Annotated in this window: 20 protein-coding genes and 1 tRNA gene; 8 read left to right on the top strand and 13 right to left on the bottom strand. The window is 61.2% G+C overall.

Annotation, left to right across the window (positions count from 1 at the left end):
• Positions 1–6 precede the first annotated feature (6 nt).
• Entirely contained in the window at positions 7–747 is a 741-nt protein-coding gene (locus NKJ90_RS04170) for a competence/damage-inducible protein A (protein ID WP_023759468.1), read from the bottom strand.
• 241 nt (positions 748–988) lie between these two features.
• Between NKJ90_RS04170 and NKJ90_RS04165 the strand changes: the two genes are divergently transcribed.
• Both NKJ90_RS04165 and NKJ90_RS04160 read left to right on the top strand, forming a co-directional pair.
• Entirely contained in the window at positions 989–2,002 is a 1,014-nt protein-coding gene (locus tag NKJ90_RS04165; protein WP_023759467.1) for an alpha/beta fold hydrolase, read from the top strand.
• A 52-nt stretch (positions 2,003–2,054) separates the two neighbouring features.
• On the top strand, positions 2,055–2,336 hold the full coding sequence (locus NKJ90_RS04160) for a hypothetical protein (RefSeq protein WP_023759466.1): 282 nt from the start codon (positions 2,055–2,057) through the stop codon (positions 2,334–2,336).
• Between the two features lie 92 nt (positions 2,337–2,428).
• Here the strand turns inward: NKJ90_RS04160 and NKJ90_RS04155 are convergent, their stop codons facing one another.
• From NKJ90_RS04155 to NKJ90_RS04140, 4 genes are all read right to left on the bottom strand, one after another.
• Positions 2,429–2,668 carry a DUF2188 domain-containing protein gene (locus NKJ90_RS04155; RefSeq protein ID WP_023759465.1) on the bottom strand — a complete coding sequence of 80 codons (240 nt, stop codon included), beginning with the start codon at positions 2,666–2,668 and terminating at the stop codon, positions 2,429–2,431.
• A gap of 29 nt (positions 2,669–2,697) precedes the next feature.
• Positions 2,698–2,976, bottom strand: a complete 279-nt coding sequence (locus NKJ90_RS04150; RefSeq protein WP_032907483.1) for a DUF982 domain-containing protein — start codon at positions 2,974–2,976, stop codon at positions 2,698–2,700.
• A 153-nt stretch (positions 2,977–3,129) separates the two neighbouring features.
• Positions 3,130–3,447 (bottom strand): SH3 domain-containing protein, encoded by a 318-nt coding sequence (locus tag NKJ90_RS04145; protein ID WP_023759463.1) that lies wholly within the window; start codon positions 3,445–3,447, stop codon positions 3,130–3,132.
• A 124-nt stretch (positions 3,448–3,571) separates the two neighbouring features.
• Positions 3,572–4,675, bottom strand: a complete 1,104-nt coding sequence (locus tag NKJ90_RS04140; protein ID WP_023759462.1) for an NADH:flavin oxidoreductase/NADH oxidase — start codon at positions 4,673–4,675, stop codon at positions 3,572–3,574.
• A gap of 158 nt (positions 4,676–4,833) precedes the next feature.
• On the opposite strand from NKJ90_RS04140, the gene NKJ90_RS04135 reads away from it, so the two are divergent.
• Both NKJ90_RS04135 and NKJ90_RS04130 read left to right on the top strand, forming a co-directional pair.
• On the top strand, positions 4,834–5,412 hold the full coding sequence (locus NKJ90_RS04135) for an NUDIX domain-containing protein (protein WP_023759461.1): 579 nt from the start codon (positions 4,834–4,836) through the stop codon (positions 5,410–5,412).
• A 228-nt stretch (positions 5,413–5,640) separates the two neighbouring features.
• Positions 5,641–5,898, top strand: a complete 258-nt coding sequence (locus NKJ90_RS04130; RefSeq protein WP_031260248.1) for a PilZ domain-containing protein — start codon at positions 5,641–5,643, stop codon at positions 5,896–5,898.
• A 540-nt stretch (positions 5,899–6,438) separates the two neighbouring features.
• Here the strand turns inward: NKJ90_RS04130 and NKJ90_RS04125 are convergent.
• The 4 genes from NKJ90_RS04125 to NKJ90_RS04110 all read right to left on the bottom strand — a co-directional run bounded on the left by NKJ90_RS04125 (position 6,439) and on the right by NKJ90_RS04110 (position 8,443).
• Positions 6,439–6,741 (bottom strand): helix-turn-helix domain-containing protein, encoded by a 303-nt coding sequence (locus NKJ90_RS04125; RefSeq protein ID WP_084025427.1) that lies wholly within the window; start codon positions 6,739–6,741, stop codon positions 6,439–6,441.
• A 421-nt stretch (positions 6,742–7,162) separates the two neighbouring features.
• Positions 7,163–7,357 carry a hypothetical protein gene (locus NKJ90_RS04120; protein ID WP_050589529.1) on the bottom strand — a complete coding sequence of 65 codons (195 nt, stop codon included), beginning with the start codon at positions 7,355–7,357 and terminating at the stop codon, positions 7,163–7,165.
• 233 nt (positions 7,358–7,590) lie between these two features.
• Positions 7,591–7,676 (bottom strand) — tRNA-Leu (locus NKJ90_RS04115).
• 101 nt (positions 7,677–7,777) lie between these two features.
• Positions 7,778–8,443, bottom strand: coding sequence for an outer membrane protein (locus tag NKJ90_RS04110; protein ID WP_023759427.1), 666 nt, complete (start codon positions 8,441–8,443; stop codon positions 7,778–7,780).
• Positions 8,444–8,639: 196 nt separating this feature from the next.
• On the opposite strand from NKJ90_RS04110, the gene ade reads away from it, so the two are divergent.
• Positions 8,640–10,460 carry an adenine deaminase gene (gene ade / locus NKJ90_RS04105; protein ID WP_352485700.1) on the top strand — a complete coding sequence of 607 codons (1,821 nt, stop codon included), beginning with the start codon at positions 8,640–8,642 and terminating at the stop codon, positions 10,458–10,460.
• Between the two features lie 155 nt (positions 10,461–10,615).
• On the opposite strand, the gene NKJ90_RS04100 is transcribed toward ade, so the two are convergent.
• Together NKJ90_RS04100 and NKJ90_RS04095 are read right to left on the bottom strand one after the other, a co-directional pair.
• Positions 10,616–11,779 (bottom strand): alpha/beta hydrolase, encoded by a 1,164-nt coding sequence (locus NKJ90_RS04100; protein ID WP_023759426.1) that lies wholly within the window; start codon positions 11,777–11,779, stop codon positions 10,616–10,618.
• A gap of 143 nt (positions 11,780–11,922) precedes the next feature.
• The gene (locus tag NKJ90_RS04095) at positions 11,923–12,996 is read right to left on the bottom strand and encodes an alpha/beta hydrolase (RefSeq protein ID WP_023759425.1); all 1,074 of its coding nucleotides are present in this window, start codon (positions 12,994–12,996) and stop codon (positions 11,923–11,925) included.
• Positions 12,997–13,446: 450 nt separating this feature from the next.
• On the opposite strand from NKJ90_RS04095, the gene ilvA reads away from it, so the two are divergent.
• A complete protein-coding gene (ilvA, locus tag NKJ90_RS04090) occupies positions 13,447–14,703 on the top strand; it encodes a threonine ammonia-lyase IlvA (RefSeq protein ID WP_023759424.1) in 1,257 nt (418 codons plus the stop codon).
• The gene (locus NKJ90_RS04085) at positions 14,700–15,260 is read left to right on the top strand and encodes a DUF1697 domain-containing protein (protein ID WP_023759423.1); all 561 of its coding nucleotides are present in this window, start codon (positions 14,700–14,702) and stop codon (positions 15,258–15,260) included. Before ilvA ends, NKJ90_RS04085 begins: the two co-directional genes overlap by 4 nt.
• A 58-nt stretch (positions 15,261–15,318) precedes the next feature.
• On the opposite strand, the gene NKJ90_RS04080 is transcribed toward NKJ90_RS04085, so the two are convergent.
• Both NKJ90_RS04080 and gloA read right to left on the bottom strand, forming a co-directional pair.
• Complete coding sequence (locus tag NKJ90_RS04080) at positions 15,319–15,612, bottom strand: DUF2218 domain-containing protein (RefSeq protein WP_023759422.1); 294 nt, start codon at positions 15,610–15,612, stop codon at positions 15,319–15,321.
• A 131-nt stretch (positions 15,613–15,743) separates the two neighbouring features.
• Positions 15,744–16,184, bottom strand: a complete 441-nt coding sequence (gene gloA / locus NKJ90_RS04075) for a lactoylglutathione lyase (protein ID WP_023759421.1) — start codon at positions 16,182–16,184, stop codon at positions 15,744–15,746.
• A 220-nt stretch (positions 16,185–16,404) separates the two neighbouring features.
• Between gloA and NKJ90_RS04070 the strand changes: the two genes are divergently transcribed.
• Complete coding sequence (locus tag NKJ90_RS04070) at positions 16,405–17,001, top strand: cold-shock protein (RefSeq protein WP_032907472.1); 597 nt, start codon at positions 16,405–16,407, stop codon at positions 16,999–17,001.
• Positions 17,002–17,018 lie beyond the last annotated feature (17 nt).

Raw genomic sequence — 17,018 nt, 5'->3', positions numbered from 1 at the left:
GACAGATCAACCGGAATTGCTGAACCCGGTGACCATTGCCTCGACGTCGGCACGCGCGGCATCCAGGGCCGACTGGCTGCGGGCACGCACGACCAGTTCGGTCCAGAACTTGCCGTCGCCATATTTCGGGTAGGAGCCGATGATCGTGTCCGGATGCGCTTTCTGGATATCGCCAAGCGGCCCGCCGATGAGGCCTTCGCCGAATGGGCAGGGCACGGTTGCCGACAGCATTTTCGTACCCGCCTTTAGCGTCGGCACGACATTGTCGAGCATGGCCTGGAAGATCGACGGCACACCGGCCATGACATGGACGTTGCCGATACGGAAGCCGGGTGCAACGGACACCGGGTTGTCGATGAGATCGGCACCGCGTGGCATGCGTGCCATGCGTTTGCGGGCCTCCGTATATTCGATGCCGCGCGCGGCGTAGCTTGCCGCCAGCAGTGCATAGGCCTTGGCATCGTATTCGCAAGGCACGCCAAAAGCCTTGGAGACGGAATCGGCCGTGATGTCGTCATGCGTCGGGCCGATGCCACCGGTGGTGAACACGTAAGTGTAACGGGCGCGCACGGCATTCACCGCAGCAATGATTTCGTCTTCCTCGTCCGGGACGATGCGCACCTCCTTCAGGTCGATACCGATCGCCGTCATGATATCGGCGAGATGGCCGATGTTCTTGTCCTTGGTTCGGCCAGACAGAATCTCATCGCCGATGACGAGCATGGCGGCGGTTACGATTTCAGGCATGGAAGGCTCCGGCATGACGGGTAGCCTGAGATAGCGCGGCTCGGCGGCGGCCGCAATGCCGCCCCGGACAGTGAACAATCTGCACCCATAAACCGAGATATATCCATTGCATGCCCGACAGGGTGCCGCGCCACAGAAGTCGACCGTCGAAGTGTGCGGCCTTCGCGCTCGCGGTTCGAGGGGAAGGTTGCACCTGGATCGGAGGCAGGTAAGCTCATGCGGGCTCAGGTGCGGGTGAACGATGATCTTGCCGGTTCTGTCATGGCTTTTGGGCACGCTGCTCCTGATAGCGATCCTGGGGGTCGCCAGTTTGGTGGTCGCGACGCTGTGGATCGCGGCCAAAGCCGAAAGGCTGGTGCCGCCGGTCGGAAAATTCATCGAGATCGACGGCAACCGCATCCATTATGTCGACCAGGGTGAGGGGCGGCCGATCGTCTTTGTGCACGGGCTTGGCGCTCAACTCCATCATTTCCGGTACACTCTGTTCGGGCGGTTCGGCCCGGGCTACCGGTTGATCGCGCTCGATCGGCCGGGGTCGGGCTATTCGGGGCGCGCGAGCGGCGCCACGGGTCGGCTGCCCGAACAGGCCGAGATCGTGCGACGCTTCATTGAAGCCCTGGGGTTGGAAAGGCCGCTGGTGGTCGGCCACTCGCTGGGCGGCGCCGTCGCGCTGACCTTGGCCGTGGAGCACCCCGAGGCGATTTCCGGCATCGCGCTTTTGGCGCCATTGACTCATCCGGAAGCCGGCATGCGCGAAAGGTCCGGCTTGCTCTATATCCCCTCACGCCTGCGGCGCTGGATCATGGCTTACACCATGGCGATACCGACAAGTCTGCGATATGCGCGGCCGACAATGGAATTCATCTTCGCGCCGCAGGTGTTTCCTGCTGACTACATGGTCGACGCAGGTGGCTGGCTCGGGCTGAGGCCAGGCCATTTCTACGCCACGTCCTCCGATGTCGTCGCGGTCGAGCAAGATCTCGGTCGCATCGAGCGGTGTTATGGCGAGATCGTCATGCCGGCCGGCATTCTTTTCGGAACAGCCGACCGTGTCATCGATGTCCGTACCCATGGCGAGCCATTGCGGAGCAGGATCGAAAGACTTGATTTTGAAACGATCGACGGCCTCGGCCACATGCCTCAATTCGTCGAGCCGGACCGGGTCATTGCCTTCATCAAACGCCTTGCGACCCGTGCGTTCTCCGATCCGACATCAAATCGGCTTCACGACAATTTCAAGCAACCGTTCGGCTGACTGCTGGCTTTTATCCTGTCGCTCCAAGGCGACCAAGATAGGAGTAAAAGCGATGTACACAAAACTTCTCGCAGCATCCGTCCTGACCATCGGTCTCGCCACATCGGCGATGGCGCAGTCGTCGGACAGCAACTATTCCAACCATCGCTGGTGGTTGTTCGGCAATCAAGATCGGACGGCTGTCGATACCAACACCACCGGCAGCATCAATGCAGATAGGTCCGGGTTGAACACTTTGGGCAACACCGGCGGGATTGGCCCATGTGCCGATCACACGCCCGGTCCAGACGCTAATTCCAGGCAGAACGTCAACGATCAGTACTGCGGCAAATAGGGCCACGTAGCGGCTGCTGGCTGCGGGACGTTTCCTCTCCGGACGTCTGCGGCTGGCGTCCCGCTCAATGCAGCCAAAAATTGACTGTAGACTTAATCGGAAACCTCTGTCTGCGGCCGATCCCGACCGTCGGCCAGTTCCTCATGCCATTCGCCATCGGCATCCTCGTACTGGATGCCGTCCGTGGCTCCGGCGATCCGTTGCTCGGCCGAAGCGATTTCGGCGGCGCGCAATGCGTCCTGATGGGTGGGAAACGTCTCCGAGAAGGTCGCTCCAACCTTGTAGGCCCAGCCGCCGTCATGCTCGACGATCTTGTAAGTCAGTTTCGCCATGAAAGCCTCCAGTTGAAAGGTCCGACCGCTCAATGCAGCCGGTCGTCGGGCAGTTTGTCGTCGGGCACCAGAACTTCCGATTCCTTGGCAGCTTCGATCAGCGCCCGGCGCGCATCCGCTGTCGAACGATAACCTTCCAGCACTTTGAGGCAAGTGTCGAGGGCATCACGATGGCGCGGCCCGCGATTGAGCGGCCACACGGTCATCAAGCATTCCGCCGCCTCCTTGGCGCTGCGGATATGGCGATATTTGCCGACGTGGCCAAGTTCGACGACGACCGGCACTTCAAAAGGTTTGTCGTCCATGATGGCCGCAACGCAAAGCAGTCAATTTGGTTGCAACAATGGCCTTCAGACTGCGCCCAAAAAACGCGTCGCATTTGCGACGCGCCTTAGGTCTTCGTTTGATGCATGTCGCTATCCCAAAACCGGATCCACTTTTGGGTGACATGCACCGGCGTCTCAGTAGCCACAGTCGTTGCGCAGCCAGCGTGCGTTTGCCCAGCCGGTCCGGCCGCCGATTTCGACCTGATACCAGTTGCCGCGTCGGTCGAAGATCTCGGTATGATCGCCATTGAACAGCTGCCCGACCATCCGCGACGACGAGTTCGGCCGCGTCCGCACGGCGAGAAAGCCGCTGCCGGTCGCCAGATTGTAGCGACCGGAAAGGCCGTGCACAGTGCCCTCGCAATATTGTCCGCCGGCCGGCGCCGATGTGCCGATCCAAAGTCCGGCCACAACGGTCAGCGCTGCAACCGGCAAGAATGCCCTCAACGACATGATTTCCTCCCAAGCCCGACCGCGCCCGCCGCAGCCTCACCGACCGTAACAGTTTGCGGCGAGAATTGAAGCGGGGCGAACAGTCCAGGGTAGAGTGCAGGTTGGCGTCGGCAAAACGGGCCGGTCAGCCCGCCGCCTTCATCCAGTGCTGCATCGTGGTCACTGAGCGCGCAAGCTGGGGCGCCGGGTGGATTGTCTCGCTGAACGTTGCCGCCGCACGCCACCCCCAGCGCGGATCGGCCAGGAAGGCGCGCGCCAGCGCCACCATGTCGGCGCGGCCTTCGGCAACGATCGCTTCGGCCTGCTTCGGATCGTCGATCAGGCCAACTGCACGGGTGGGAATGCCGGCGGCCTTGCGCACAGCCTCTGCCAGATGCACCTGGTAGCCGGGACCGGTGGGCAATTTCTGCAACGGAGAATTGCCGCCACTCGAGCAGCAGAGATAGGCGACGCCAGCGTCCTTGAGTGCTTTCGCCACTTCGATCGCATCCTCCACGTCGAAGCCGCCATCGACCCAATCCTTCACCGAAAGCCGCGCGCCCAGCATCAGTTTTGGCGTCGCGTTCCGCACCGCCTTGGCGATTTCGACGACAAGACGCATGCGGTTCTCAAGCGAGCCACCCCAGCGATCGGTGCGTTGGTTGGACAATGGCGACAGGAACTGGAAGATCAGATAGCCATGCGCGGCATGCAGTTCGAGGAAGTCGAAGCCCGCGCGTTCGGCGCGCCTTGCCGCGTCTGCGAAGCGTTCGATGAGCTGCAGGATCTCTTCGTCCTCCAGCGCCCGTGGCACGTTCCAGCCGGTGTCGTAAGCGATGGCCGAGGCCGAGACTGTCTGCCAGGGGTCTTCATCAGGTTGCAGCGGTCCGCCGCCCTCCCACGGTTTGCGATTCGAGGCTTTGCGGCCGGCATGGGCAAGCTGGGAGCCGAACTTCGTGCCGGGAGCGGCGACGCGTCTTGCCGCGTCGAGCGCCCGGCGGGCAGCTGCCTCATTGTCTTCGGAATAGAGGCCGAGGCAGCCATGCGTGATGCGTCCGCGCCGCTCGACATCGGTCATCTCGACGGTGACCATGCTGGCACCGGACATGGCAAGGTTCATCCAATGGTAGAGATGCCAGTCGCCGGCCGAGCCGTCTTCGGCCGAATACTGGCACATCGGCGCGACAGCGATACGATTGGGAAAGGTAAGGCCGTCGAGGGTGATCGGCTGGAAAAGCGATATTGTCATGAAAAGCGCTCCGGGGAGGGGTAGCAGCTATTTAGGCAACCGTTCGCGTCTACGCCAGACACGAGGCGGTGAAACGGGTTCTGGACCAATCACTGAGGGCATTGCCGAAACGCTTGTTCGCGGCTAGGCCTCGACCCGAAAAAAGCATGGAGATCATGATGGAAGATCGCGTTCGCATCCGTTCGGAGGAAATTCTCTCCGACGACTGGGCCGTTCTGAAGAAGACCGTCTTCGACTACCGCCGGCGTGACGGGGAGTGGGAGACGCAGGTGCGCCAGACTTATGATCGCGGCGACGGCGCGGTGATCCTGCCTTACGATCCCTCGCGCTCGACCGTGCTCCTGGTGCGCCAGTTCCGTTATCCCGCCTACGTCACCGGTCACCGCGAGCCGCTGATCGAGGCCTGTGCCGGGCTGCTCGACGAAAACGATCCGGAAACCTGTATCCGCAAGGAAGCGGAGGAGGAACTCGGCTACCGGCTGCAGAATGTGGAGCGGCTGTTTTCGCCCTATATGAGCCCGGGCAGCGTCACCGAACGGCTCTGGTTCTTTATCGCCCGTTATTCGCCCGCTGACCGCATCTCGGCAGGCGGCGGTGCGGCGGACGAAGGCGAGGACATCGAGGTTCTGGAAATGCCGCTCGACGAGGCGCTGGCCGGCATTGCCGACGGCCGCATCATCGACGCCAAGACCATTATTCTGATTCAGCACTTGAAGCTGAACCCGATCCCCGCCTGACCCTTGGCGGCGATCCGGCGCCCTACAGGCATCGGGCGCTGGACCACAGCGTCACCAAAGCAGACCAACTGACGGCCACCGGAGGTCTTCTCGAGCAGACAAACCGAGAAGGGCGTCGGCTTTGCGTTTTGGCAACCATTTTAGTGATAGCTGATTGAATCATGGTTTTGCGAGTCATGCGTTGAAGTTCATCGACCGTTCACCGCTGATTTACGGGAAGAAAACGCGATGACCCCAACCGATCCGCCGATGGAGCGACGCTCTCACACACGTGGGATTGTCCTGAAGGATGCGACCATCATCACGGACGATGCGAAGATCGATTGCTGCGTTCGGAATCAACACGCTCACGGTGCGGAATTGCGGGTTGACCCCAGCATCACAATTCCCGACCGTTTTACCCTTCAAGTGCCTGAAGATGACGCCAGCTATCGAGCTGTGGTGAGGTGGCGAAGGCGTGAGCGCCTTGGCATTCAAATATATTGAGTTGGAATGCCGCAGGCCCATCCGCAGAAAAGCAACGGAAGCTGGGATTCTCAATTTCACCTGCGCGCGGCCATCTGGCGCGCGTTCATTCGGTTTTGTCAGTCTGCCGATGATTTTGATTTGAAGTAATGCAGCTTCTGGTTGCGGACATAGAACGCCGGCTGCAACCTTAGGGCTTGGACATGACTTTTCATGCAACGGCCAAACGCATTGTGCTCGGCACAGTCGTCTTCATTCCAGCGATAGGGCCGCTGCAGTGGAACATTAGCGCTGCGTGAAAGTTGAATCTCAATCGAGGCTTTGAAACCCGGGTAGGGAAAATGTCCGTATTGGCGTTTGCTTTGGTCTACAATTCGGGGCTGGCCGGCGACGACCTCATAGGCGCTTTCGTATCGCTGATGGCATGCTTTGTACTTTTCAACGTCATGGCGAAGGATCGCGCAAATCGCTAGGCCGCGTTCCTTGACCGAATTTTCAATTCAATTGTTGTGGTCGAGGAGCACCTGCCAACGGCGTCTCCATTTCCTTGAGCAGCCTATGCTAAACCGCATCACCAGAGGGGTAGTTTAGCGACGGCGATCCAGAGGTGAAGACAACACCGGCGGCCTCCAATGCTCGGCGAATGCGAGTAAGGTTGCCGTTGCGGGGAATTCTGTTGCCATTCTCAAACTCGCGGATGGTGTCTTCGCTGACATCGGACTTCGCGCCAAGTCGAGCGCGCGACCAGTTCAAGAGCGCTCGTGCTGCTCGCGACTGCTCTGCCGTAACGTTTTGCAAGCGACGCCTCCGTCCCGAAAAACCTGCTGCAAGAACAGCGGAATGGGCGGAAGGTTCCGACAACATTTTCAGCTGCGACTTAAGTCCTGTCCCGCGAAGCAACGGTCCCAGAGCAAAGCGCCGCCGAAAGCAGGGCGGCCCCCTCGGTGCGGCGCGCACTCGAATGAACGTGCGGTAACGGTTGATTCAACCATTGCTGGTATATTGTAGTGTAAGGTGGCGGCTCCGACAGTCCGGCGGGCGCTCAGTGCCGGAGCCGCCTGCGCAGTCCGGTTGGGTTTGACCGCGCCGTCCTATTCTGGGACAGCGCGGTCAACGATTCGTTAAAATCCTCCGGATCTGATTAAGCACGCGCTAATTAATTGAATCGCTATTTGCGAGTCGGGCCGCGACCGCCGGCCGGTGTTCTCACCTGCGTGCCTGATTATCAACGCCAGGACGAGGCACGCTGCATGCGGATTCGATCGCACTGAAGTGCTTGACGATTTCAGTAACGCCTCGGCTGAAGTGAAAGCACCAGCCCGACAATCAGGCCGAGCACGAAGCCCAGCGGACCTGTGATGAAGATGCCGAGCAGCGGGCCCTGGTTTGCTTCGGGCGTGAAGACAATCGGCCCCACGAACCCGCCGATAAAGCCGATGACGCCAAGGATCGCGCCCCATCGAAACATCGTGGCAATCATACCCGATCCTTCCGCAGCCTCAAGTCAGCGCCGCCGCCGTTCTCGGCGGTGACCTCGGCGCCGGCAGATTCAAGAGCTCTTGAATCGGTGTAGTTTCGTGGCAGGGCCAGGTCAGGTTCAAGGCAAGCTCCGATTCCCGCTCAAAGTCAAATGTTGCGCACCGCTCGGCTTCCCACCAATGATTTCCTTGGGCATCCACCACCTCAGAATGCGATAGTCGTTGGAATTCAATCTGGTGCGGACGACGGGAATCGAACCCGTACGATCAGAGATCGAGGGATTTTAAGTCCCTTGCGTCTACCAATTCCGCCACGTCCGCAGGCCAGCCCTTTTCAGACGCCAGACACAGGCCGTCAAGTCGTGTCTTTGGCCTTGGCCGGACGTACGGCCCGGGCGGCTTGGTGATAACAGTGGGCTGGTTCAGAACTTGTAGCTCAAATTGATCCCGACCGTGTTGAGCTTCACGTTCTGATCGCGATCGTTGAAGGGTTCCGCCACGTCGTAGTGCTCGGAGCCGAAATCATAGTAGCGATACTGCGCGCCGACGACGAACTTGTCGGTCAGTGCGTAGTCGACGCCGGCACCAACGGTCCAACCGACATTTGTGCGCGTGCTGGCGAACGCCGGACCCGCGACTTGCGATGTCTCGATGCCGGCAAAGGCGACGCCGCCAATGCCGTAGACCAGCAGGCGATCCATGGCGTAGCCGGCCTTGGCGTTGACCGACCCGAACCATTTGATGTCGGTCCCGAATGGGCTTCCCAGGCCCGATTCCGTCGTGCCTTCGATCGACGAATAGTTGAGCTCTGCCTCGGCGCCGAGCACCGCTTGGTCGAACTGCCACAGGCCGGCGACATGGCCGCCGACGAAGCCGCCATCAATATCGGGGGTGATGGAAAACGGCGCGCCTTCCGTCGTTGATATATCGGATCGGCCCCAGCCATAGCCGCCCTGCAGACCGGCGTAGTAGCCCGTCCAGTCGAAGCCGGGCGCTGTCATCGGCACGTCGACCATCTGGTCGGCTGCAAAAGCCGGCACGGCCGAAGCGACAAGAAAAACGGCACTTGCGACCATCAGGCGACGCATCGAACTCCCCGAAATGGCGATCCAGAAATGTCCTTGCGGAAAGGGTAACCTGATTTGCCACAAAACGGAATTCCATTCCGACTGCGACCAATATGTGGTGAAGACGGCGTAATCCGTTGATCGACAGGAGCAAAGACCGTTCAGCGCTGGCCAAAACCACATCGGCTTGGCACAGTCGGGCAAACAGGAGTCTTTCATGACAAAGAAGCCGTCGGGGCATGCGACGAAACCCAAACCCTGGACCGAGATGGCGACGCATCTGGTCGATGTCGCCATGGGGCGCAAACCCGCCGATCTCGTTATCCGCAACGGCCGCTGGGTGAACGTCCATTCGGGCGAGATCATCGCCGGCACCGACATCGCCATTGCCGGCGGGCGCTTCGCCTTTTGCGGGCCTGATGCAAGCCACGCCATCGGCCAGGGCGTCACCAAGGTGGTCGACGCAGGCGGGCGTTATCTGGTGCCCGGCCTCTGCGACGCGCACATGCATGTCGAGAGTGGCATGGTGACGGTGACCGAGTTCTGCCGGGCTGTCATTCCGCATGGCACCACGTCGATGTTCATCGATCCGCACGAGATCGCCAATGTACTGGGGCTGCCAGGCGTGCGGCTGATGCATGACGAGGCCGTCGCCATGCCGATCAACGTGCATGTGCAGATGCCGTCCTGCGTGCCTTCGGCGCCGGGGCTGGAACATGCGGGCGCCGAACTGACGGTCGCCGATGTGGCGGAAGCGATGACTTGGGAAAACATCATCGGACTGGGAGAGGTGATGAATTTCCCCGGCGTCGCCGCCAATGATCCGGTCATGTCGGGCGAGATCGCCGCGACGGTCAAGGCAGGCAAGACGGTCGGTGGCCACTATGCCTCGCGCGATCTCGGTCTGCCGTTCCATGGCTATGTCGCAGGCGGCCCGGAAGACGACCACGAGGGCACGCGCGCCGAGGATGCCATTGCGCGTGTTCGCCAGGGCATGAAGGCGATGCTGCGGCTGGGTTCGGCCTGGTACGACGTGGCCTCGCAGATCAAGGCGGTGACGGAGAGCGGGATCGACCCGCGCAACTTCATCCTGTGCACCGACGACAGCCATTCCGGCACGCTGGTTCATGAAGGCCACATGGACCGCGTGGTGCGCCACGCCATCCAACAGGGGTTGAAGCCGGTGACGGCGATCCAGATGGCGACGCTCAACACCGCCCGGCATTTCAAACTGGAACGTGAGATCGGCTCGATTGCACCGGGTCGGCTGGCCGATCTGCTGATCGTCTCGGATCTCGCCGCAATGACCATAGACGAGGTCTATTCACGCGGAGTCAGGCTGGCCAAGGGCGGCAAGCTCGAAATCGATATTCCGGCCTATGATTACCCGAAGACGGCGAAGAATACCGTCAAGCTCGGCAAGAAGCTGAAGGGCGGCGACTTCGACATCGTGGCTCCCAAGGGCGCCAACGAGGTGCGGGTGCGCGTCATCGGCGTCATCGAGAACCAGGCGCCGACGCGGGCACTGGAGGCCGATCTGCCGGTCGAGGACGGGCTGGTCGCCATGGATCGCCGCAACGATGTCTGCCAGATCGCGCTTGTCGAGCGCCACAGAGGCACGGGCGGCGTTACCAACGCCTTCGTCTCCGGGTTCGGTTACATGGCCGACTGCGCCATGGCGTCCAGCGTGGCGCATGACGCCCACCACATTATCTGCGTCGGCACCAACAAGCAGGACATGGCGCTGGCCGTGAACCGTCTGGGCGAGGTCGGCGGCGGCGTCGTGCTGTTCTCCAAGGGCAAGGAACTGGCGCTGGTCGAAATGCCGATCGCCGGGCTGATGTCGGACGAGCGGGCGGAAATCGTCGCGGCCAAGGCGGACAAGCTCACCGAGGCGATGCGCAAGATGGGCTGTTCGCTAAACAACGCCTATATGCAGCACTCGCTGCTGGCGCTGGTCGTCATTCCCGAGCTCAGGATTTCCGATGTCGGCCTGATCGATGTGACGACTTTCCAGAAGGTCGACCTGTTCGTCTAGGATTGGTCGATATTCAGGTGATGCCGGCCTGCAAACGCCGGTTTCCTGCGCTTCCGGTGCTCACGTACTTAAGTACGCTCCGCTCCGGTTCTCGGACACCACCATTTTCGGCTCGGCCTGACCTGAATCTCGACCAATCCTGGCTGATGGCTCGCTCACCCGCCGGTGGCTATGGTCAGCACCTTGAACGGCGTGGTGATGACGATCTCGGCGACCGAGCCGACGGCCTTGCCGAGGCCTTGACCGAGATTGTTGAGCTGTGTCGGGCCGGGTTCGTCCGAGGCCAGGCCAGCTGGCGCCCGCAGCCGGTCGCCGAGCAGTTGCACCAGCATCGGGTTGTCGGCGAATTTGGCGTGGTTGAGCCGGTCGCCGCCCTTGGCCTGGGAAAGATCGACCACCGACACGCCATAGCTGGCAAGGTCGGCCGCATTGCCGTAGTCGCCGACACGTGGCTTGTCGCCCGAGATCAGGGAGGAAAGCTTGAGAGCCCGGTCATCCGCGGAGAGCAGAATGGCGAACGGCTTATCGGGTTTGCCGTAGCGGATCATCTGCTTCTTGAACACATCGACATCGATGTCGGGCGAGGCCAGGATGACGTAGCCGAGCTTGCCGCCGAGATCGCGGTCGCCGGTGATGGCGAGCTGGCGCAGCGCCTCCATGGTCACCCAGGTTCCCATCGAATGCGCGATGATGTCGATGCTCTTGACCTTAGTCTTGGCTAGCATCCTGAGCGTCGCCTCGAGGTCGTCGCGCGCCGCGTTGGCGCTTTCCTTGTCGTAGATGTAACCGGTGGTCTTGCCGCTCGACGCCCATGAGAACAGCACCGGCGTACCTGGATATTTCGTGTCGTGGGCGATCTGCGTCAGCCGATAGATGCCGTCATCGAAGCCATTGTTGAAGCCATGCACGAAAACCAGCACACGGTCTCCGCGCATGGCGATGTCTGCGCCGACCGCCTTGGCGAATTGCGGCGCGCCTTCGTAGAAGGTTACGTCCCTGGCGGTGAAGTCCTTGGCCGGAGCGCTATTTGCCGATCCTTTGGCCCGCTCTATGGCGCCGACCTGATGGCTTTTCGGAACGGTGACGTCGACACGGGCAAAGCTGGTGGTCAGCGAGCGATCGCCGTCGTACACCTGTCGCGGATCCTTGATTGCCTTCTGCCGGGTCGTTGCAACGAAGATCTCATGCGTCGCCGCGATGTCGGAAGCGGGCACCGAGACAGCGGTCCTGTTGAGCAGGTCATGCGTGTTCTGGCCGGCGCAGCCGGTCACGGCGAGCGCGATAGCAACGACGAGGCAACTCTTCGAACGCACGGTCACGCGCCAGCTCCCGTAAGGGGGGGACGTCAAACGCGTGACGTCGCTGGCTACTCCGATAGAGCCAGACACCGGCGCGGTCCAGTTCAAAGTGAGTCCATACGTCCGCAATACTGAACAGGCACGGCGAAACCGCGGGACCCCATCTATTGGCCGAGCAGGCCGATGCGGTCGGTCACGTCACGGTCGCTGGCAAAGCCGTCATCCTCGCGCAGGCGCTGGCCGATCATCTTCACCAGCGTTGGATTGTCGGCGAATTTCGTATGGTTGAAGCTGTCGCTTCCCTTGACCGTGGAGAGGTCGACGACGGTCACGCCGTAGGAGGCAAGATCGGCGGCATCCTTGTAGTCGCCGACGCGCGGCCGCGAACCGGCGATCAGGCCTGAGAGCCTCAGGGCCCGATCGTCGTCGGACAATAGCAGGATGAACGGCTTGTCGGGCTTGCCGTAGCGCCGCATCTGGCTCTTGAACACGTCGACGTCGATGTCGGGTGAGGCCAGCACCACGTCGCCGAGCTTGCCACCGAGATCGCGGTCGCCGCTGATGGCCATCTGGCGCAGCGTTTCCATGGTCACCCAGGTTCCCATTGAGTGGGCGACTATGTCGATGCGCCGGGCGCCCGACTGCTGCAGCATCCTGAGCGTCACTTCCAGCTGGTCGCGGGCAGCACTGGCGCTTTCCTTGTCGTAGACATAGTCGGTGGTCCTGGCGCCCGATGCCCAGGAAAACAGCACGGGCGTGCCGGGATAGCCGGAATCGTGGACAATCTGGGTGAGGCGATAGACGGCGGCGTCGAAGCCGGTGTTGTAGCCATGCACGAAGACCATGACGCGGCCGCCGCGCGCCGCGATGTCGGCGTTGAGGGCGCTGGAGAATTTCGGCTGCGTGTCGTAGCCGACGACCTCGGAGGCCATGAAATATTTGGCCGGGTCGTCCGACTTGCCGCGCGAGCGCCGCTCGATCTGGCCGGTCTCGTGGATCCCCGGAACGGTGACGTTGACGCGCGCGTAGTTAAGCGTCGCCGAGCGCTCGCCGTCGAAAACCTTATTGGGATCGTCGGATTTCTTGCGCGTCGTGGCGATAAAGATGCTGTGGTTGCCGGCGATCTCCGTCACCGGGGCGGACACCATGGCGCTACCCAGCAGTTCCTGTGTTTGCGAGCCGGCGCAGCCGGTGACGAACAAGGCAAGGACAACGGTAAAGATCTTCTTCAAAGGCACGCTTGAAATTCCAACTCCGGCCGAAAGGCCTGTCTACCCCCGCGACACCTCCCGGACAGGGAGAGTGCGGCGGAACTAAGTCGTGTCCCATCGAAATGTGATCAGCGCCCGGCTACAGCCGCCGCAGTGTTGCGCGAAAGCCAAAATGACGCGAGGAACGCCTCCCTGGTGCGCACAATGAGCCGCATCTACCGTCGACGCGCCGGTTTTGGCAGGGACAGGATTTCAGGCCGACCGCCACCAATGCATCAAAAAACGCCTTCAAGAGCTTGCAAAGCTTTTGCGAATGCCCGTTGCGAGAAGACATGAATGGCGGGACGATGGCGTCGCAAGGCCGGATATGCAATAGGCGGGTTCGTGCTGCATCGTAGCATAACGCCAACAACTGACGGTGCGCAGCCCAATCGGTGACGAGGTCTGCCGACGACATGCGCCGCGAAGAGGTTTCCAATGAACAGTTTCTCTTCCCGCGTTGCTGGCGCTGCTGCCGCGATCCGTCAGATCTTCCCGGAAACGCCGCTGCAGGAAAACGACTATTTGTCGAAAAAGACCGGCGCGCGGGTGCTGTTGAAGCGCGAGGATCTGTCGCCCGTGCGTTCCTACAAGATCCGCGGCGCCTTTAATTTCTTCCGCAAAACGCTGGCGGCGGGCAACGAGGCCGAACTGTTCGTGTGCGCGTCCGCCGGCAACCATGCGCAGGGCTTTGCTTTCGTCTGTCGCCATTTCGGCAAGAAGGGCGTGGTGTTCATGCCCGTGACGACACCGCAGCAGAAGATCGACAAGACCAGGCTGTTCGGCGGCGATTTCGTCGAGATCAGGCTGGTTGGCGACTTTTTCGACGATTGCTATCGCGCCGCCTTCGAATTCACCGAAAGTTCCGGCGCCCATATGGTGCCGCCCTTCGACCACAAGGACATCATCGAGGGCCAGGCGACCGTCGCCTATGAGATCGCGGACCAGATGCCCGGCGCCCGCATGCCCGACATCGTCATGCTGCCGGTCGGCGGTGGCGGGCTCGCCGCCGGCGTCACTCACTTTTTCGCCGATCAGGGCCGGGAAGCGCGCTTCGTCTTCTGTGAACCAGCCGGCGCACCGAGCCTGCGAGAGAGCCTCGCTGCGGGAAAACGGCTCAAGCTCGCCAAGGTCGACAATTTCGTCGATGGCGCGGCAGTGGCCGAGATCGGCCGCGAGCCGTTACGGCATCTCAAGGATTTTCCTGCCGACACCGTGCGGCTGATCCCGGAAAACCGGCTCTGCGCCACCATGATCGAGATGCTCAACGTCGAGGGCGTCGTGCTGGAGCCGGCCGGTGCCCTGGCGATCGATGCGCTGAAGGATTTCTCCAGAAAGGAAATCAGGGGCAAGACCATTGTCGCCGTGGTCTCGGGCGGCAATTTCGATTTCGAGCGGCTGCCCGACGTCAAGGAGCGGGCACTGCGCTTCGAGGGCCTGAAGAAATACTTCATCATCCGCTTCCCCCAGCGGCCAGGCGCGCTGCGCGACTTCCTCGAACTGCTCGGTCCGGACGACGACATCGCCCGTTTCGAATATCTGAAGAAATCGGCGCGCAATTTCGGTTCGGTGCTGATCGGCATCGAAACCAAGGACCGCCGCAATTTCGACCTGCTCAAGGCGAATTTCGAGGCAGAAGGCGTCCAGTACCAGGACATCACCGACAACGAGACCTTGGCCGGGTTCATCATATGAGCGGTGTCGGAAAAACCTTCGTCGCGCTGTTTTCCGGCATCAATGTCGGCGGCAACCGCATCGTCAACATGGCGGAGTTGCGATCATTCTTCGAGGATCTCGGCTTTTCCGATGTCGCCACCTATGTGCAGAGCGGCAATGCCGTGTTCAAGGCGAAGAAGGGCAACGCGGTCACGCTGGCAAAACAGCTCGAAGCAGCCTTCGAGAAGAAATGGGGTTTCCATTCCCGCATCATGGTGCGCGATCTCTCATGGTTCGAGCGGCTGGTGAACGAAAATCCCTATCCGGACGTGGCTGCGGACCACACGAGGCTCCATGCCTATGTGCTGGAACGCGAGCCGACCGCTGATGAGGTGGCGCGGCTGGCCGAAAAGTGCACAGGGCCCGAACGCTTCGAGGTCAAGGGCGATGTGCTCTACCTGCATGCGCCGGATGGACTGGGCAAATCGGTGTTTGCCGGGCTGATCCCGCGCACCCTGAAAGTGCCAGGCACGGCGCGCAATTGGCGCTCGGTGCAGGCGCTGCTGGCGATGGCCGCTCAGGCCGATGGGAAGTGAAGCATGATCCCGAAAAGTGGGTACCGGTTTTCGCCAGAAGTCGTGCTCGAATAAGCGCTTATGCCGCCGGCGCGGGTTTCCAGTCGAAGGTCAACTCTTCGCGGAAAGCAAAGCGCTTGATGTGATCGGCGACGACGCTTTCCAGCCCTTCGATCGATCCGGCTTCGTCAGTTGAAACCGTGATATGCAGCGCGGTCGCGTCTGCGTCCAGAACCGTGCGGCCCATTGAGAGATCGATGGTGCCATGGGCGGGATCGAACTCGACCGGGAATTTGTGCGCCCAGTGCTTGCACAATTGCTGCAGGTAGCGGCTGGCATGCTCGGTGGCAATATCGGCACGGCTGGTCGGCATGAATGAATTCTCCTGGTAAGCGCCGGCCTCGGCGGGCAGGCGCGATAAGCAGGTAGATAGGTGCCTTCGATCAGAACGGCAAAGGCGGCCGGCTTGTCCGCATGGCCGCCCCACTCAAGATGGCGTGATCGCTACCAGGTGCCGGTGTTCGGCATCGAGGCCCAAGGCTCGGCTTTGGGCTTCGCCGGTCCCTTTTGCAGCAGTTCGATCGAAATGCCGTCCGGCGACTTGACGAAGGCCATATTGCCGTCGCGCGGCGGCCGATTGATGATGACGCCGTTGTCCATCAAATGCTGGCAGGTGGCGTAGATGTCGTCGACCTCATAGGCGAGGTGGCCGAAATTTCGCCCGCCCTTGTAGTCTTCCGGATCCCAATTGTAGGTCAGTTCGATTAGCGGCGCCTTGTCGGCGATGCCGCTTTGCTCGTCTTCCGACGCGGCGAGGAAGATCAGCGTGAAGCGGCCTTGCTCGTTTTCGTAGCGGCGCACCTCCTTGAGGCCGAGCTTGTTGCAGTAGAAGTCAAGCGAGGCATCGACGTCGGCGACGCGGACCATGGTGTGCAGATAGCGCATGAGGATTCCTCGTGGGAATTGCATTGCGGTGCAACATAGGGTCGACCCCGTCAAAGGGCAATCATGCGGCATCGCGCAATGCCGGCAAAGAACAAATCCGGTATTCACCCCATTGAACCGTGAAAAAAGGCACGGCAGGTCTTGCACACACCGGAAGCGGCAGTGTTAATCTGGTCCCCAAGAATCAGTTGCGGTGTTCTTTAAAAGAGGGGGCATTCTTATGGGGGAAAAGGCCTCTTTCATGGGGCGGGACGAACCTCTAGGCGATGCCTTGCAGCGTGACGAAGGCGGTGACGCCGCCGACCTGCTCGAAATTGCCGGCGTGATCAAGTGGTTCGATGTGGCCAAGGGTTATGGTTTCATCCTCCCGGATGACGGCATTTCGGGCGACATCCTCCTCCATGTGACGTGTCTTCGAAAGGACGGCTTTCAGACGGCCCTGGAGGGCGCGCGCGTGGTCTGCCTCGTCAAGCATGGCGACCGCGGATTGCAGGCCTTCCGGGTTCTCTCCATGGATCTCACCACAGCGGTTCACCCGGCCGAGATGCAGGAGCAGCGCACCCATGTCGCGGTGACGCCGGAAAGCGGTCTCGAACGCGCTTTGGTGAAGTGGTTCAACCGCACCAAGGGTTTTGGTTTTCTGACCCGCGGCGAGGGCACCGAGGACATCTTCGTCCACATGGAGACCTTGCGCCGCTACGGCATCACCGAGCTTCGGCCAGGCCAAGTCGTTCTGGTTCGTTTCGGACGCGGCGACAAAGGCCTTATGGCCGCCGAAATTCACCCCGATATGGGGACCTTGCCGGTCTCGCACTAGGACGATTTCCGGCTGAG

This window comes from Mesorhizobium sp. M0051 (genome assembly GCF_040323235.1).
In the GTDB taxonomy this organism is placed as follows: domain Bacteria; phylum Pseudomonadota; class Alphaproteobacteria; order Rhizobiales; family Rhizobiaceae; genus Mesorhizobium.
This window is presented reverse-complemented; position numbering and strand designations above follow the sequence as displayed.

Excerpts from the sequence above, each read along its gene's own strand:
- NKJ90_RS04170 (WP_023759468.1), bottom strand. The coding sequence starts at position 747 with ATGCCTGAAATCGTAACCGCCGCCATGCTCGTCATCGGCGATGAGATT.
- gloA (WP_023759421.1), bottom strand. The coding sequence starts at position 16,184 with ATGCGCTATCTGCACACCATGGTCCGCGTCGCCGACGTCGATGCCTCG.
- NKJ90_RS04155 (WP_023759465.1), bottom strand. The coding sequence starts at position 2,668 with ATGGCGAAACTGACTTACAAGATCGTCGAGCATGACGGCGGCTGGGCC.
- NKJ90_RS04130 (WP_031260248.1), top strand. The coding sequence starts at position 5,641 with ATGACCCCAACCGATCCGCCGATGGAGCGACGCTCTCACACACGTGGG.
- NKJ90_RS04135 (WP_023759461.1), top strand. The coding sequence starts at position 4,834 with ATGGAAGATCGCGTTCGCATCCGTTCGGAGGAAATTCTCTCCGACGAC.
- ilvA (WP_023759424.1), top strand. The coding sequence starts at position 13,447 with ATGAACAGTTTCTCTTCCCGCGTTGCTGGCGCTGCTGCCGCGATCCGT.
- NKJ90_RS04165 (WP_023759467.1), top strand. The coding sequence starts at position 989 with ATGATCTTGCCGGTTCTGTCATGGCTTTTGGGCACGCTGCTCCTGATA.
- NKJ90_RS04145 (WP_023759463.1), bottom strand. The coding sequence starts at position 3,447 with ATGTCGTTGAGGGCATTCTTGCCGGTTGCAGCGCTGACCGTTGTGGCC.
- NKJ90_RS04080 (WP_023759422.1), bottom strand. The coding sequence starts at position 15,612 with ATGCCGACCAGCCGTGCCGATATTGCCACCGAGCATGCCAGCCGCTAC.
- ade (WP_352485700.1), top strand. The coding sequence starts at position 8,640 with ATGACAAAGAAGCCGTCGGGGCATGCGACGAAACCCAAACCCTGGACC.
- NKJ90_RS04120 (WP_050589529.1), bottom strand. The coding sequence starts at position 7,357 with ATGATTGCCACGATGTTTCGATGGGGCGCGATCCTTGGCGTCATCGGC.
- NKJ90_RS04125 (WP_084025427.1), bottom strand. The coding sequence starts at position 6,741 with ATGTTGTCGGAACCTTCCGCCCATTCCGCTGTTCTTGCAGCAGGTTTT.
- NKJ90_RS04110 (WP_023759427.1), bottom strand. The coding sequence starts at position 8,443 with ATGCGTCGCCTGATGGTCGCAAGTGCCGTTTTTCTTGTCGCTTCGGCC.
- NKJ90_RS04070 (WP_032907472.1), top strand. The coding sequence starts at position 16,405 with ATGGGGGAAAAGGCCTCTTTCATGGGGCGGGACGAACCTCTAGGCGAT.
- NKJ90_RS04085 (WP_023759423.1), top strand. The coding sequence starts at position 14,700 with ATGAGCGGTGTCGGAAAAACCTTCGTCGCGCTGTTTTCCGGCATCAAT.
- NKJ90_RS04140 (WP_023759462.1), bottom strand. The coding sequence starts at position 4,675 with ATGACAATATCGCTTTTCCAGCCGATCACCCTCGACGGCCTTACCTTT.
- NKJ90_RS04160 (WP_023759466.1), top strand. The coding sequence starts at position 2,055 with ATGTACACAAAACTTCTCGCAGCATCCGTCCTGACCATCGGTCTCGCC.